The sequence below is a fragment of the Salinicoccus sp. ID82-1 genome (genome assembly GCF_021991715.1).
Lineage (GTDB): Bacteria > Bacillota > Bacilli > Staphylococcales > Salinicoccaceae > Salinicoccus > Salinicoccus cyprini.
The window spans coordinates 1-15,965 of the sequence record NZ_JAGFLY010000004.1; the positions used below are offsets into that span (position 1 = coordinate 1).

Annotated in this window: 13 protein-coding genes; 2 read left to right on the plus strand and 11 right to left on the minus strand. The window is 47.2% G+C overall.

Annotation, left to right across the window (positions count from 1 at the left end; genetic code table 11):
* Positions 1 to 205: 205 nt before the first annotated feature.
* Together J4760_RS09775 and J4760_RS09780 are read right to left on the minus strand one after the other, a co-directional pair.
* Entirely contained in the window at positions 206 to 979 is a 774-nt protein-coding gene (locus J4760_RS09775) for a KinB-signaling pathway activation protein (protein ID WP_237605565.1), read from the minus strand.
* 18 nt (positions 980 to 997) lie between these two features.
* Entirely contained in the window at positions 998 to 2,047 is a 1,050-nt protein-coding gene (locus tag J4760_RS09780) for an Mrp/NBP35 family ATP-binding protein (RefSeq protein ID WP_145288234.1), read from the minus strand.
* A 243-nt stretch (positions 2,048 to 2,290) separates the two neighbouring features.
* Here J4760_RS09780 and J4760_RS09785 point away from each other — a divergent pair, with 243 nt between their 5' ends.
* Positions 2,291 to 3,745 carry an alpha-amylase gene (locus J4760_RS09785; protein WP_237605765.1) on the plus strand — a complete coding sequence of 485 codons (1,455 nt, stop codon included), beginning with the start codon at positions 2,291 to 2,293 and terminating at the stop codon, positions 3,743 to 3,745.
* A gap of 36 nt (positions 3,746 to 3,781) precedes the next feature.
* Positions 3,782 to 5,158 (plus strand): alanine/glycine:cation symporter family protein, encoded by a 1,377-nt coding sequence (locus J4760_RS09790; RefSeq protein ID WP_237605566.1) that lies wholly within the window; start codon positions 3,782 to 3,784, stop codon positions 5,156 to 5,158.
* Positions 5,159 to 5,206: 48 nt separating this feature from the next.
* On the opposite strand, the gene J4760_RS09795 is transcribed toward J4760_RS09790, so the two are convergent.
* The 9 genes from J4760_RS09795 to J4760_RS09835 all read right to left on the minus strand — a co-directional run bounded on the left by J4760_RS09795 (position 5,207) and on the right by J4760_RS09835 (position 15,743).
* The gene (locus J4760_RS09795) at positions 5,207 to 6,304 is read right to left on the minus strand and encodes an NAD/NADP-dependent octopine/nopaline dehydrogenase family protein (RefSeq protein ID WP_145288225.1); all 1,098 of its coding nucleotides are present in this window, start codon (positions 6,302 to 6,304) and stop codon (positions 5,207 to 5,209) included.
* A gap of 13 nt (positions 6,305 to 6,317) precedes the next feature.
* Entirely contained in the window at positions 6,318 to 7,874 is a 1,557-nt protein-coding gene (locus J4760_RS09800) for an amidohydrolase (RefSeq protein ID WP_237605567.1), read from the minus strand.
* A 78-nt stretch (positions 7,875 to 7,952) separates the two neighbouring features.
* A complete protein-coding gene (gene proC / locus J4760_RS09805) occupies positions 7,953 to 8,759 on the minus strand; it encodes a pyrroline-5-carboxylate reductase (RefSeq protein WP_145288219.1) in 807 nt (268 codons plus the stop codon).
* A gap of 73 nt (positions 8,760 to 8,832) precedes the next feature.
* Complete coding sequence (gene trhA, locus J4760_RS09810; protein ID WP_370637562.1) at positions 8,833 to 9,555, minus strand: PAQR family membrane homeostasis protein TrhA; 723 nt, start codon at positions 9,553 to 9,555, stop codon at positions 8,833 to 8,835.
* Positions 9,555 to 10,700, minus strand: coding sequence for a UTP--glucose-1-phosphate uridylyltransferase (locus tag J4760_RS09815; protein ID WP_237605569.1), 1,146 nt, complete (start codon positions 10,698 to 10,700; stop codon positions 9,555 to 9,557). Before J4760_RS09815 ends, trhA begins: the two co-directional genes overlap by 1 nt.
* Before the next feature lie 105 nt (positions 10,701 to 10,805).
* A complete protein-coding gene (locus J4760_RS09820) occupies positions 10,806 to 12,926 on the minus strand; it encodes a hypothetical protein (RefSeq protein ID WP_237605570.1) in 2,121 nt (706 codons plus the stop codon).
* Positions 12,923 to 14,341, minus strand: coding sequence for a glycosyltransferase family 2 protein (locus tag J4760_RS09825; protein WP_237605571.1), 1,419 nt, complete (start codon positions 14,339 to 14,341; stop codon positions 12,923 to 12,925). Before J4760_RS09825 ends, J4760_RS09820 begins: the two co-directional genes overlap by 4 nt.
* Positions 14,341 to 15,351, minus strand: coding sequence for a HEAT repeat domain-containing protein (locus J4760_RS09830; RefSeq protein ID WP_237605572.1), 1,011 nt, complete (start codon positions 15,349 to 15,351; stop codon positions 14,341 to 14,343). The genes J4760_RS09825 and J4760_RS09830 overlap by 1 nt, the downstream gene beginning before the upstream one ends.
* On the minus strand, positions 15,342 to 15,743 hold the full coding sequence (locus J4760_RS09835; protein WP_237605573.1) for a response regulator transcription factor: 402 nt from the start codon (positions 15,741 to 15,743) through the stop codon (positions 15,342 to 15,344). The genes J4760_RS09830 and J4760_RS09835 overlap by 10 nt, the downstream gene beginning before the upstream one ends.
* Positions 15,744 to 15,965 lie beyond the last annotated feature (222 nt).

A 15,965-nucleotide genomic window follows, 5' to 3' on the forward strand; every position in this document is an offset into this window, starting at 1 on the left:
ATCTATTATAGCACTTCAGCAATTCGTATGCAACACCTTTTTTATATTTTTTTGGAAGCAATCTGCTGTGCTGTGCTTGTTTATGTCGTCCGTGTTTTGGCGACTTTTATATAATACCAAGTGGGCAAGCAGGTGTCAACGTTTTGATTGATTTTAATATTGTAGTCTTACACAATATGAAAGAGGCAGTGCATTGCACTGCCTCTCAACCCTTGTCATGACGCTTATTCTGGCGTGTTTTGTTTTTATATTTCAAAGCGTTTCTTTTCTCGATTTGTGCTTTTTCCTTCTCTTGCTGCTGAATATCCTCTTGCTGTTTTGCATTTCTTTTCTGTTCATTGCGTTCTGCTTTGGTTACTCTTCCCCGCTCTGCCTTTTCCTTTTCTGATGCTTCTATATACTTCGGCAGCATCAGAAGCTGGAATGCGTTACATATGATTAATGTAAATATTGATCGGTATATCCATGAAGTATCCTCTACACTCAAAAATGGAATCAGTGCGATGGAAGTCATGAATATCATATAGAAGAGAGCCGGAATGAACAGATTGCCACCCGGCGCCTCGCGGTCTTTCCATCTGGCAACGATGAAACCTGCCACAATGACGATAATCGGAATCCATATATAGTTCCATACGTGACCCGCTTCCATACCTAATCTATAGAATCTTACATAGAACAGATCGAATATGGCATACATTACCAACAGCAGCTGTACATAGGGCCATAGCTTTCTGAAGATGCCCATACCTAATGGATGAATGAACAGATATATGAAGAAAGCGACCTGACTGACCGTTGCAATCAGAAGTCCATAGCCGAGAAACCAGACCAGACCGGCCAGAAATTCGCCGATCTGTCCTTCAAATAAATAACGCGTTACGTTCTGATATTCAGTGAACAGGCTCACGATGGCTGTAACCACCATACCAAGGAGCAGTGTTCTGAAATAGAATCTTACCAGGTATTTCGATGTCATACTGTAGTTCCTCCGCGATTATTCGCTCTCTTTTATTACATTGTCCGCAATGCTTCTATATATACTGCCGATTCTGTGCGTTTCAGAATAGACGGAAGGCGCAAAATCCTGTTCATTCCATTCAGGTTGCCCTAAAGGCAGCTGTCCGAGCAATGGCACTTGAAGTTCACGGGCCAGCTTCTCGCCGCCGCCTTTACCGAAGACGTATTCCTTCTCTTCAGTAAGTTCACTTTCGAAGTAGCTCATGTTCTCGATTACACCGATGATATCATGATCTGTATGCTGGGCCATTGCCCCTGCGCGTGCTGCTACGAATGCTGCAGTCGGGTGCGGCGTTGTCACGATGATTTCCTTGCTGTGCGGCAGCAGCTGGTGGACATCGAGTGCAACGTCCCCTGTGCCTGGCGGCAGGTCGAGCAGCAGATAATCAAGTTCTCCCCATGCAACCTCATTGAAGAAACTGCTGATCATCTTGCCAAGCATCGGTCCCCTCCATATGACAGGTGTATTCTCCTCTACGAAGAAAGCCATGGAGATCACTTTGACTCCAAAACGTTCAACCGGAATGATCGTCTTATCCTCAATGCCCGGCTTCTCTGTAATCCCCATCATATCAGGTACACTGAAACCGTATATATCCGCATCAATCAGACCGACCTTTTTGCCTTTCTCGGCAAGCGCGACAGCCAGGTTGACTGCAACGGTCGACTTTCCAACACCGCCTTTACCTGAAGCAACAGCGATGAACTGCGTGTTGTTATCCTTGAATCTATTCTCCACTTCACTGCCTGCAGTCCCCCGGTGCTTTTCAATCACCGACTCTTCCAGTTCATCAAATCGCAGTCCGACCGTGTCGGCACCCGCTTCTTTGAGAAGATTGACCACCTTCATCTGCAGGTCAAGCTGTTCCTGGCCGCCAAGACGACCGATTGCCACTTTGACACTTACATGCTTCTTCTCTTCCTTGATGCTGATTTCCTTGATACCATCCGTCTCTTTAATAGGAACGTTAAGAATGGGATCATTTATATTACCAACTATTTCTTCTACTTGTTCTTTAGTAACCATGAGAAATTCTCCTTCTATAGGCTAGATTCAATATCATCATGATAACATATCCCGATATCCATAAAATGAAAAAGTTCTTAATACTTTGTGATAAGTTGAAGCGTACATTCATGAAACATGATTTCTGCTGATATATTCCAAGAAATCGATGTATTCAGAATAATTGTATGAACTTTTATGATTACAAGCAGTCTGAAAAGGCTATATATGAGGTACGAACTATAGAAGGGAACGTTGACTACTATGAACTTTACACTCATGCAGTACTTTGAATGGCATGTACCGGATGACGGTAAGCATTGGGACCGTCTGAAGGATAATGCACAGGAACTTAAAGATATGGGAATCGATGCAGTATGGCTGCCACCACCGACCAAAGCCGATCACCCTTCCAATGCGGGATATGCAGTATATGACGTCTATGATCTCGGAGAGTTTGATCAGAAAGGCGCTGTACGCACCAAATATGGTACACGCGAACAGCTTGAGAAGGCGATTGAAGCATGCCGGGAAGCGGGACTGATGGTATACATCGATCTCGTGATGAATCACAAGGCTGGCGGCGACGACACTGAAACTTTCAAGGTGATAGAAGTTGATGCAGGGAACCGCCAGGAGGAAATTTCTGAGCCTTTCGATATTGATGGCTACACCCGCTTCTACTTCCCTGGCCGTAAAGGCAAATACAGCAAGTTCGAATGGAACTTCACGCATTTCGTTGGCGTCGACTATGATGCCAAAGAAGATCGTACAGGCGTCTTCAAAATTGTGGGAGAGGATAAGGACTGGAGCGAAAACGTAGATGACGAGCTTGGCAACTTCGACTATCTGATGTATTCCGACATCTATTACGATCATCCGGATGTCAAAGCGGAAATGATCGAGTGGGGCAAGTGGCTCACCGATACGCTGGATGTAGATGGTTTCAGGCTAGACGCAGTCAAACATATAGACAGCAAGTTCATCAGCGAATTCATAGATGAAGTCAGGGAGTATGCAGATCGGGATATTTATTTCTTCGGTGAATTCTGGAACCCGGAAATCGAAGCCAAGGAAGGATTCCTGAAGGATGTTGAATTCGACATCGACCTTTTTGATGTTGGACTTCACTATAACCTGTTCGAAGCTGCCAATGAAAAGGAGAATTATGACCTGACACAGATTTTCGAAGGTACACTTGTCAAAGAAGCGCCATGGAATACGATGACTTTCGTCGATAATCACGATACCCAGCCCGGAGAAGGATTGGAATCTTTCGTAGATGACTGGTTCAAACAGTCCGCCTATGCACTCATCCTGCTTAGACGAGATGGCTATCCGTGTGTATTTTATGGAGACTATTATGGTATTGATGGAGACTATGACAAGGAAGGATTGCCGGAAGCGATCGATCCGCTGCTTCGTGCAAGACATGTCAGAGCACTTGGCGAGCAGGAAGATTACTTCGACCATGCGGATACCATCGGCTGGGTGCGTTTCGGCAAAGAAGAGGTCGAAGACTCCGGTTGTGCTGTTGTCGTATCAAATGGCCTTGAGGATGGCGTTAAGAAAATGTACGTTGGAGAAGAGCGCAGTGGAGAAGAATGGGTCGACTTCACAGGCAACCGCGAAGATAACGTGACCATAGATGAAGAAGGATTCGGCGAATTCTATGCGAATAGCCAGAGTGTCAGTGTATACGCCCTTCCTGATGAATAGACAAGAGAAAAATACGGTTTTCAAGGAGGACGCAACATGGAGATAATTACAGCAGTATCCAGCTTTCTTTGGGGCTACCCCATCATCATCATGCTCCTTTTTACAAGCATCTACCTGACTATCAGACTGAAATTCTTTCAATTCGTCTACCCTGTATATATATTCAAACAGACTATCGGCAGGGTAGGTAAGAAACCGTTTGGCAAAGGAACCATCACCCCTTTCCAGACACTGACTACAGCACTGTCCTCGACAATCGGTGCCGCCAATATTGTCGGGGTGCCCGTAGCTATAATGCTCGGCGGACCCGGTGCAGTTTTCTGGATGTGGGTCATCGCTGTATTCGGCATGGCGCTGAAATTCGGCGAAACGGCTCTAGGCTTGCATTACCGCGAAAAAAATGAAGTGGGGGAATATGTGGGTGGTCCTACATACTATATGAGGAACGGAATCAAATGGCCGCTTGTCGGTAAAGTGCTCGCTGCATGGTATGCTATTTTTCTGCTGATTGAACTTGTGCCAAGTATAATGGTGCAAAGCAATTCAGTGGCTAGCACAATAGATGATACGTTCTCATTCAGTCCGTTGATCACAGGAATCATCATGGCCGTTGCTGTAGGTATTGTCGTATTCGGCGGCATCAAGCGCATCGGCAAGGTCACCTCGATACTGGTACCCATCATGGCCGGGTTCTACATTTTTGCAGGGCTGATCATCATTTTTATGAATATCTCATCAGTACCCGCTGTCTTTTCACTTATCTTCACAGAAGCATTCAATCCGACGGCTGCGCTTGGTGGCGGTGCCGGGGCAGTACTTGCAGAAACCATCCGTTGGGGCTTTGCGCGGGGCGTCTACAGTAATGAAGCCGGTTTGGGTACCTCTCCGATTGCCCATGCAGCTGCTAAAACCGATCATCCAATCCGGCAGGCGCTATGGTCAGTCATTGCAATTATTGTAGATACACTGATCATATGTACCGTAACAGCGCTTGTTGTCATAATGACAGGGGTATGGCAGCATAATGATGCGCATGAGGAAAGTGTCAGGGAATCTCTTACAGCACGTGCTTTTGCCGAATCATTTGGTCCTATAGGAAGTACGGTCGTTTCTGTAGCACTCGTCATCTTCGTCTTTTCTACAATCACTGTAGTCGTCTTCTATGGTGCCAGACAGGCGGAGTATCTGTTCGGATTATGGGCCGGCACAGTAATGAAGGCACTCTATGTCATATCAATCGTCATCGGTGCCATCGGCGGTGCAACTATACTATGGGCTTTCCTTGACCTGACTCTATTCTTCGTCATCATGCCTAACATCATAGCAGTGATTATACTGTCGCCGAAAATCATCGAGTTGAAGGAGGAATACTTCAACTCCAAGAAGTACTACCAGAAGGATGTCGGCAACTAATAAGCTTGAAACAAGAAAACCTCCGACAGATCTGTCGGAGGTTTTCTTTTAATCTCTTGTACTATCGTACTTCATCAGCCGGTTCAATTCCTCGCTGCTGACTTTCTCTATGCCGAGCTTGCTTAGTGTCACACCTTCTCTGAAGAAGTCACGTCGAAGGAGAACACCTGTCAGTGTAATGACAGCATCCATTACCGGAGTGTCTACGTCTACCATATCTCCAATGCTTGCCCACAATACCAGACCATTCGATACATCTTCTGTTACATAGCGGTTTTCAAGGTCGGTCGGCCCGAGTATATCTTTGAGTATTTTGGAATTGTTATACTGCGCGAGCAACGATTCGTCCTCTTCAAAATATCCGCTTCTCACACTCCGTTTGGATTTGGAAAGGGCTTCGAAGCCGAGTACTTTGCATATTGCCTGGCGTTCTTCATCGATACGGTGGATGACATTCACTGTATGCTCAGTAATGCCTTCTTTATATAGGTAGAACTGGTCGCCTGCATAGTCGATTCTACCTGCATTCAGAATCGAAGGGCCGGGATGACTCTCGGGATTTCCATTGTTCAATGTTGTTTCGATGATATTTTCAGCCGGCTTCAAATAGTCATACATCCGATTGAAAACGACGAGCATCTCTTCTGTATGCCGGGAAGGGTATGCTGCGAACAGATTATGTTTATTATAGCCGATCAATTCTGCTTCATTACGCTCGGCGTGATATCTTGAAGCATAGGTGAGTGACATCGTCTCCCCTACTTTGACGTCCACATCCGTTTTCATATTATGCAGAACCCGTTTGAAGCGGATACTGCACATGGCGCTCGCACTATTGATCAGCACATACTGGCCGTCTTCAAGATATGGCGCAATGCTTTCTGCGACAGGCTCGACTGCAGTGGAGGGTATGGCCAGCATCAGAACATCCTGACCTTTTACGGCTTCTGCAATATTTCTTGTGAATCTATCAATTTTCACAGGTGAACCTTTAAAATTGATTTCACCCGTTTCTTCTATTTTACTCAAGTCTTTCTTGGACTGGGGAGACTGGTACAGCGTCACCGTGTGGCCTCTCTCCGTCATATCCACAGCAGCAGTGATGCCACCATGTCCAGCACCGAAAATACTGATTTTCAAACCCATGGAATCCCTCCTTCTAGTTATGTGCATCGTAGACGATTGTACCGTCTACAATTGTTTTTTCAACTCTTGTTTCAAGCAGTTCATCCGCCTCGACTGTCATGACATCCCTATCGAATATGGCAAAGTCTGCATAATATCCCGGTTCTATCAGCCCTGCCCGATCTGCCTTGTAGACAATCTTTGCGGCATTATGGGTATACATTCTGAAGGCATCATATCGGCTGACAGCTTCCTTCTCATTATACACACCTGTTTTTCCTCTGCGTGTTACAAGTGCATGGATACCAAGCAGCGGATTGACTGCTTCTATCGGTGCGTCCGAAGAGCCGCCGAGCAGTAGTCCATGCGCCTGCATTGTGCGGAAAGCGTATAAGTATTCCAGACGTTCTGTGCCAAGGTAGGATTCGACCCATGGCATATCGGATGTCAGGAATGTCGGCTGGATATCACAGATTACATTCAGCCGGGACATCCGCTCTATGAGGGACGCATCCAGCAGACTGCAGTGGATCAGGCGATCATGCTTGCCTTCCGGCACGGGGAACTTCTCGATTGCATCAACGACAAGATCACTTGCCTTGTCGCCGATGACGTGCACAGCAATCGCGTCATTGTTGGCACGGGCTTTTTTGACCAGCGACTCAAGCGCTTCTTTCGAATGGATCTGGAGTCCATGGTCCTCGGTACCTTCATATGGTGCATTGACGAGAGCCGTCCTGCCACCGAATGCACCATCCATAAACAGCTTCATTGCATCTTTTTCGATCCAGTCTTCTATGAATTCCGGTGCGTCCTCAACCATCTCATCATACACCCGTTCATGCCTGAGCAGGTTGACCCTGAACTTCTTACGGTCGGGGCCAAGTGTTTTCTTATATGCTTCCAAAGGCATCTGATAAGGACCATGATATGACATGTCCTCGGTATGCGCATTTGTAATACCATATGTATACAGATGGTCGACTGCCGTTTCGATATCACCGCTCAACGAATCCACATCATCCTCGACCGTGGCATCCCTGATGGCTTCGAATGCCTTATCGTAGACCCAGCCTGTCAGCTCTCCATTTTCATCCCGTTCGTAATAGCCGCCCTCGGGGTCTGTCACTGTACGATCCAGTCCAAGCAGTTCCAACCCCCGGGTATTGACGACACCGGCATGCTGGCACACCCGGGTCACCAGTGTCGGTTTGTCCGTCAGCGCATCCAGCTCTTCATGGGATGGGCGGTACTGGTCGGGAAAATTGTTTTCATCGTAGCCAAGAATGAGATTCCATTTTTCAGTGGACTCGTATGTACTGACCAGCCGCTTCATATCATCAAGATCTGACACTTCATGCAGTGCCAGAGATTTCAGTTTTTTTCCGATCATAATCAGATGCTGGTGCGTATCTGTCAATCCGGGAAGCAACGTCTGCCCTTTCAGATCCACTTCCCTGTCCGCCTGGCTGCGGAGTACTTCCACTTTACCGGTCTGAAGTATCCTGCCGTTTTCTTCAATCAGTGCCTCGACAGTGTCGAGAGGCGCCTTCATTGTATATATTGAACCATTATAATATAACGTCTTCACTTTATTCCTCCTCACAAAAAGTGCTTCATATACAGTCTATATGAAGCACTTCCCTTTCCACAAATTCGTGAACCGATACTATTCATCATCCTTGCTCAATTCCTCACTCCGGTTTGCTGCCGCATTCAATGTTGCAGTGAGTATTCTTTTGATGCCTTCTCCATCCAGTGCATTGAGCCCCGCTTCTGTCGTCCCTTTTTTGGACGTGATATTCTTCCTGAGCTGACTGAATGGCAGTTCAGAATCCTCCACCATTTTCCCGGCACCGATGACCAGGTTTCTTGTCAGAAACAATGCTTCCTCTTCGCTGAACCCGAGCTCCATCAGGCTTTCTGCATACTTTTCATAAATGAAATACAGGAATGCAGAACCTGAACCTGTGGCAGCGGTGATGTTATGCATGACATCTTCTTCAACCACCACCGTCGTACCGAAACTCTCCATCAGTTCCACCAGCTGATCCTTATCCGGGAAATTCCTGGAGTATGTGATGCCGCTTACGGAATGCTGCACCATCGCGTTCGTATTCGGCATGATTCTGGCAATCGGATTTTCCGTCCGCAGTTCGCGCCGGATTGTCTTGATCTGGGTGCCTGCCATGACGGACACGATCTTTGTCTTTTCTTCAAGATACGGCCGGATTCTTTTGGCCACATCCGGAAAGCTCTGCGGCTTGCTTGCCAGGATGACATAGTCTGCATCATCCAGAAGTTCTGTATCATCATAGGAAACGTTGACGCCGAGATTCTCCTTGAAGAACATGACCTTATCCTGCTGGCTTCTGCTCGTCAGATAGATCTGCTCCGGTTTGACTACACGATTTTCGATCATGCCGATAAAGATGGCACTTGCCATATTGCCCGCACCATAAAAGACGATTTTCATCCAATCAACTCCCGTTTTGATTTCAACATTAACTATCATAACAAACTGAACGGAAAAATCAAAAACGCCCAAGCTACGCGTGGATGTAGAAAACGATGCCGATATAGTGCAGAATGCTCGCAACGATGATGAAGAAATGCCATATCATATGGAAGTACTTGCGGTTCTTCTGAGCATAGAACCATGCACCGATCGTATAGCTGATGCCACCAAGTGTCAGCATGAATATGAACATCCAGTGCGTATTGCTGATGATCTGCGGAAAGAAGAGAACCGCCATCCAGCCCATCACCAGGTAGAAGCCGAGGCTTACTTTACTGTTCACTTTGGGGCTGAGCACCTTATAGAGGATGCCGAAGACCGCAGCTGCCCATTGGATGATCAAGGTGATGATGCCCCACTTGCCTCCGATCACCGACAGTGCCACTGGTGTATACGTTCCAGCGATGGCTACATAGATCAGACTATGGTCCAAAAGACGCATGATGTACTTATGCTGGGTATTATGTGCCATGGAGTGATACAGTGTCGACGTGAGAAACATGAGCAGGATGCTGATGACATACACTGAACCTCCCACTGCATGCAACGTTCCGCCCTGCTCGTACATATAGATTGCTGTAAACGGCAATATGAAGATGAATATGAGCGCCGCCACACCGTGACTCACACTATTGCCCACTTCCTCCCCGAAGGATAGCGGCACAATATGCTTCAGAGACTCTTCAATCTTCTCTCCCACCCCATGTTTTTTCCAATACAATTTCTTATGGGGTTCGCTCTGCCGGAGAAACATCACAGTACGCCTGCATCCATCAGGTCCTTATATGCTGTCTCTATGCTGTCTTTGCCCACCTTGTTCTTGAGCGGGGAAAATTCACCCTTGCGGTCGACCTGCAGTGTCATATGGGTATCTGCATGCACAAATGCATCGAAGTAGAACTTTTCGAACTTGAGCACTTCTTCTCTGACTACCTGCAATGTACTGTTCATATGCTCCAGCTTCTTCAATGCGAGATGGTAGGGCATTCTGACATCTGCAACTTTCTCCAGATATTTCATGTTGAAAGCATGGATGCCGATGTTGCCATTTTTGAATGCCTCTTCTTCACCTTCAGGCAGTTCCGTATATTCAACAACGCTTTTTCTACCATCCACAAGGCACAGACGCCCGACACTCTCACCGGGTTTCGGAGCGATGGATTTCGAAGTCACTTCGTTATCATTCTGAATATGAAGCCCCATGAGCAGCGGATCGGCAACTTTTACTACAACATTATCGACATTGTTCATGAAGACGTGACGGATGCCTCTCGCTTTCATGTCATCAAGCATCCTACTTTTTTTCAATGCGCTGAAAATACCGCCATTACCATTTGGCGTCAGCAGAATATCCTTCTGCTCTGTGATCAGCAGTTCACCGTCCTTTGACAGGGCAGGGAAATGCTCTTGTCTGAAGAAATGGATATTTGCCGGATCCAGTTCAAAGTAGCGATGGGACTCGAAGAATGCCAGCGTCTCACCATGGTTGATATCACTTGTCATGATGTACCACTGGACAGGTGTCTTTACCTTTTCTTCAAAATTTCGCAGCTGGTTTGCCTGGAGTTCGAAAAGAGAACGCCCTTCAAAAGAAAATGTGCCTTTCGGTCCCTGGTGCTCGAGTCTCGTTCCCTGACCACCAGCCATCAGCAGTACTGCCACCTCTCCTTTGCCCATGGCATTATAGGCAACATCATTCAGCATGTCTTCATCCAGCTCGGCAGGTGTGGCATAAGGAACCTCCCTTATGGAACTCATATCTACATACGAAGGGTTCCGATATGCATCCTCGTACACTTTCCTGATTTCTTCCTTATCGAGCACTTGATATTGGTCTTCCAATTTCTGCTGGTAGCTCTGTTCCAGCAATTCAAATTGAGGTATCCAGTTCGTTATCATGATCGGCCTCCGCAGTTATTTTACCTTATTATAATCCAAATGGGCCCGGTCTGTAAAAATAAAAGAATGGCGGGGATGCAGCATCCCCGCCATTCTTTTCCGTTCCTACTCGCTGAATGTTTCTTTGATGATGTCATAGGACTTTTTCAGCCGCTCTTCCGATTCAGGCATATCCCATTCTTCCCACGTATACATATCGAGTGCTGGTAGTCTCCCCGCTTCTACCGCCGGCAGGCTATCCACAAGCTGCCGGTCATCTGTGACATAGGCACCGACACCAATACCGTCAATATGAACTGAAGCTTCGAGTCCATCTTCAGCGATGTTGCCGATGAATTCCCGCTGGCTCGGATCGCGCGCACCGATCAGCTGCCATGGCAGACGGATTTCAAGCACGCCTTCTTCACGATTCCAGTTGTAGTCAGTAAGTGAATCGTATGACTCCGCTTCCGGATCACCGATACCTTCCCGCAGCAGTCCAGTTTCATAGGACTCAAACGGAAGTGTCACGCCCCTATCCGGCAGATAGTACTCCTTGTTCAATGCCAGACGGATCGGATTGAATTCCCCCGAATCCATTTCCGGTGCCTCCCCGGCATCTATCATTTCAAGTGTATGGCCATACTGGATTTCAAAGAAATCGTAATAGTCGTCCACTGTCACTCTGGACTGCTCAGAATTGATATCAATCAGAAAGTCGATGCCATCCTCCGATTCAATCTGACCATTTAGCGTATGATTGCCCTGGCCGTCAATGACATCCAGTGGAATATTGATGCCGCCTTCCATTTCAGGATCGTGTTCGACTTTCAAATAGAGGTACCGCTCATCATGATCCATCGTCAATGATTCAAGCACCCCGGAACCTGTATACAGCGGATCACCTTCCCAACCGGAGCCATCTCCATCCACTTTAATCTTATGTGTATCAAAGCTCAGCAGACCAAACTGCTGCTCGTTCGTCTGTGCATTCGACCAGAACGGGCGGCGGTCCGGATCATCATAATCCATCGTATTCCATGTCCGTTTGAACCACTCGTCCTGCCAGGTGAAGATCAGTCCCCCGAGCATGCCCTCTTCCAGAATATCCTCGTAGAGATGCGTTACAATCTCACCCTGCTCCTCTTCAGTATGGAATCCCTGATCCCAGCCGAATGGATTCCGGTGAGTCAGTCCGCGGGATGCTGGCACCCCGAATTCCGCAACAAGGATCGGAAGCCGGTGCTCAGCCACCATCTCATTGAGATAGCCGGCGTAGTTGTTCTTTTCTCCTCTATGGTCTGTATATTCCACATACTTCTTGTCATAGTTCAAAAAGTCCGGATAGTATGGATAGATATGATAGGAGGCATACTGGCCGATATCTTCCATTTCACCTTCTGTATAGATGACGTTCGGATCCACACTCACAAGATCCTCCATATCCGAAGAGTCGGATGGATGCTCAAGAATATCCGTTGTCACCCAGTTGGTAAAGCTCATTGGACGCAGCGAACCGTATGTTTCATTTTCATACTTTGAGATGTAGTCCATCTTCTCAGCCAGCCAGTGTTCGAACGGCGAGGCATCCTCAGTACGGTAGAAAGTGCCATCATACTGGCCGATATCATCATGCTTTTCATTCGTCCCGACGACAAATGGCGGATACCACTCGACGCCCATGATCCAGCCGATGACATAGCCGGATACATCTTTCGTATAGTCACCGGATGCCTTTCCAGGTTCAGGTTCGACAGTGCCGCCGCCGTGGATGGCATCCATTACATTCATCATATCCTGGTTGAACTCTTCATTCAGCGCTTCATCAAAGGCATCAAGTCCGTCGTGCATCTTGCCTTCATCCGCCCATAGACCATGCATGATGTAGATGTTTTCTTCATTTCTATCATTATAGCGGGCAAGTGCATTATAGAAACCCGGCGGATGCAGAGTATATACACGCACCGTATTTGCATTCATCTCGCCAATCTGTTCGAACCAGCGATAGTATTCATCTTCTGTAATCGCTGCTTCACCCGGGAAATAGCCGGGCTTGGCCATCCCCATGTTGACGCCTTTGATGGTCATCTGTTCCCAGCCATCCGGTGTCTTCACTTCAAACTGATCCCCAGTGATCCGAGCAGGCTGTATTTCATGCGCCTCTCTTTCCTGGCTGTTGCCGAAGACGAAGTATATTCCAACTCCGACTGCGACGATCAGAATACCGATAATGATGTACTTCTTCATTTTTGTGTTTTCCCTCTTCCCAGTCCTTGACGTTCCATCCTGCCCCAGTCATGATTCTTGCGCATGAAGTTGTAGATGCCTTCCAGTCGCCAGAATAATGTCAGCGGACGGTACCAGAATGTTTCCGAAAGTGCCAGAAGCACCATTGCGAGAATGGTACGCGGTCGTGTATAGTTTTTCGTCGTCCATGCCTCGAGCAGCAGCGAGAAGGACGAGAAGATGGATCCGTAGAGGATCAGCGCAAGCATCAGCATGAGCGCCATCTCCACATAGAGCGTACCAAGGAAGAAGGATACGATGATATAGATGTATCCGCCAAGCTCAACCACTGCACCGAGTGCCTCGAACAGCCAGAAATACGGGAAGGCAAAAAGTCCAATTCTGCCATACTTCGGATTCAGTGTCATATGCTTGTGCCGCCACAGGCTCTCAATAAGCCCCTGGCTCCACCTTCTCCGCTGGCGTCTCAGCACCCTGAGCGTAGTCGGTGCTTCCGTCCAGCACACGGGTTCAGGTACAAATTCGATGCGTTCATCCGAGTTGGTTCTGCGCAGATACTCATGGACTTTGACGACCAGTTCCATATCTTCACCGATGACACCTGGTGTATAGCCGCCTGCGGCGATGACGGTACGCTTTGAAAATACACTGAAGGCACCGGATATGATCAGCACCATATTGAAGCGGCTCAGAAAGATGCGTCCGAGCATGAACGCTCTCAAGTATTCGATGATCTGCATCATGACGACAGGCCTGCGCGTCAACTGCCGTTCCACGAGTGATCCGAAATGTATATCATTGCCGTTCGCAATCCTCACATTACCACCTGCAGCAACCACTTTGCCGTCCGATGCGATGATAGGGCGCATCACTTTGAGCAGTGAATTCTCATCCAGTATGGAATCTCCATCAATCGAGCAGAAGTAGGGATATCTGGCCAGATTGATGCCGGTATTCAGCGCATCCGCCTTGCCCCCATTCTCCTTCATGATCATGAAGACTTTCGGGTGGAGCTTCGACTGGTATACTCTCTTTACCTTTTTCGTCTCGATATGCTGGACGATCGTCGGATAGATCCGCTTCATGCTGAAAGCCTCGATGACCGTCTCTGCTGTGCTGTCTTTCGACCCGTCATCGATGACAATGATTTCCGACTCCGGATATCTCAGATTGATGAGGGAATGCAGACTTTCCACAATTCCCGCCTCTTCATTATAGGCAGGCACAAGTATGGAAACCGGCTTGGTGAAAAGGTTGGTCCTCAGATCATCATCGAGCATTTCATCATCAAGCAGTTTTCTCTTCGCCAGTGCCTGGTAGGCAAAAGCCATCATAAGTATGTAGAAGAGCGTGATGCTCAGCACATAAATCAGAATGATCCATCCAAGTACAAGACCAATACTCTGCCAATCCATCACATCTCACCTTCCTTCCGTACCGTCAGCGTCTCCCGTTGCATCGGTATAGCCCATTTTACCATCGGTTCCCTGAAGCGCGACAGGGACCGGGCCGCTTCTCTTCTTACCATTTCATGCGGATCATCCAGCCGTTCCTTAAGTTGAGAAATGGAGCTTTCACCGATCAGTGGAGCGATACGGGTGACAAGCAGCCGCTCTTCCCAAACATCGGAATTGTAGAATCTGTCATATCGACAGGATTCCTGAACATGTCCAATTGATTGGATGGCTTTCAGCGCACGTATACGTACTTCAGATGTTCGATTACCAAGCAGGGATTCAAGGAACTCAATGGAACTGCCGGATGGCATGAGGGAAATTCTGCCGATGAGCGCATATTTCCCGGGTAATGCAATTTCTTCGAATCTGCCTATCAGCTTCTCGGCTTTCCTGTCACTCAGCTGATTGAACACTTTCTTATTCTCATATTCCGATAGGTCTTTCCTCAAAAAGTAGATGTGCAGGAAACGATCCATGTCGAATATGGACAGGTAGCTCAAGAAAAGAAAGTACTCGTATCTGCTCAGCCGCAGTATTTCCTCGTTGGTAAATGCTGTTTCAAAGCCCGGCAGCTCGAATTCGATGAGTTTACTCAGTGTATTGACCCTGCAGGCCCATTTGCCGCTTTTAAGCTGCCGTCTATAGCGGGGAGCAAGATGCTCTGTGGCAACCTGGATGATTCTTCCGTCTATATCCTTTGACGACGCATTCTGCTTGAAGGCAAAGAAGATCTTCTCAATCGCCTCCACATCAGCATCCTTTGATCTGGGGAGTGCACCCAGTCCATCACCTTTGGCCAGATATTCATACCAGTCTTCAAGATGACGTTCGATATATCGAGCCACCTCGTCCCTTCTTCTGATTCTGCGCTGCGACTGGGTGATGAAAACCACAACGAGCGCAGCAAGAATGACGACCAAAGCAAGGATGCACCATAGTACAACATTGAGGCTGATACTTACACCCATAGATTCTCTCCCCGGTTGACCAGCCGATTGATCCTGGCCTGGAAGACTCTCAGATTGAAAGGTTTGATGAAGTAGCTGTCGACGCCCATGTTCAATGCATATACCATTTCTTCTTCAGTGTTCGAACGTGTCATAAAGTAGATGACACCTTCGATATCCGTTCTGCGTATATGCTGCACAAGCTCGATGCCGTTCTTCTTCGGGAGAATGTCATTGATGATATAGATGCATCTTGCTTCCCCATAACTATACCGTTCCATGAAATCATAGCCGTCCGAATAGCCATGAACGCCGAGCTGCTCAGCGTCATTTCCATCTTCCAATGTTCGCATCAGAATACGGCGAAATACTTCATCAGGTTCCACTACATGAACTTCGACACGCTCATTCATTTCCACACTTCCTCACTTTATATTTCTCTTCATTATATTATACTTACAATCAATGGAATTATCACTCATTAATCCAAAGTGAATAATTTATTCCAATAAGAAGATAGTCGGAATCCCCCTTATCGCTTCGAATTGAAGATAATAATATATACATAATATGTTATAGTAGATACTGGTAATCAATTGATATTTTTTCATTATTTACATAGATACTATAGAATT

Excerpts from the sequence above, each read along its gene's own strand:
- J4760_RS09835 (WP_237605573.1), bottom strand. The coding sequence starts at position 15,743 with ATGAATGAGCGTGTCGAAGTTCATGTAGTGGAACCTGATGAAGTATTT.
- J4760_RS09820 (WP_237605570.1), bottom strand. The coding sequence starts at position 12,926 with ATGAAGAAGTACATCATTATCGGTATTCTGATCGTCGCAGTCGGAGTT.
- J4760_RS09780 (WP_145288234.1), bottom strand. The coding sequence starts at position 2,047 with ATGGTTACTAAAGAACAAGTAGAAGAAATAGTTGGTAATATAAATGAT.
- J4760_RS09825 (WP_237605571.1), bottom strand. The coding sequence starts at position 14,341 with ATGGATTGGCAGAGTATTGGTCTTGTACTTGGATGGATCATTCTGATT.
- J4760_RS09790 (WP_237605566.1), top strand. The coding sequence starts at position 3,782 with ATGGAGATAATTACAGCAGTATCCAGCTTTCTTTGGGGCTACCCCATC.
- J4760_RS09830 (WP_237605572.1), bottom strand. The coding sequence starts at position 15,351 with ATGGGTGTAAGTATCAGCCTCAATGTTGTACTATGGTGCATCCTTGCT.
- trhA (WP_370637562.1), bottom strand. The coding sequence starts at position 9,555 with ATGTTTCTCCGGCAGAGCGAACCCCATAAGAAATTGTATTGGAAAAAA.
- J4760_RS09815 (WP_237605569.1), bottom strand. The coding sequence starts at position 10,700 with ATGATAACGAACTGGATACCTCAATTTGAATTGCTGGAACAGAGCTAC.
- proC (WP_145288219.1), bottom strand. The coding sequence starts at position 8,759 with ATGAAAATCGTCTTTTATGGTGCGGGCAATATGGCAAGTGCCATCTTT.
- J4760_RS09775 (WP_237605565.1), bottom strand. The coding sequence starts at position 979 with ATGACATCGAAATACCTGGTAAGATTCTATTTCAGAACACTGCTCCTT.
- J4760_RS09795 (WP_145288225.1), bottom strand. The coding sequence starts at position 6,304 with ATGGGTTTGAAAATCAGTATTTTCGGTGCTGGACATGGTGGCATCACT.
- J4760_RS09785 (WP_237605765.1), top strand. The coding sequence starts at position 2,291 with ATGAACTTTACACTCATGCAGTACTTTGAATGGCATGTACCGGATGAC.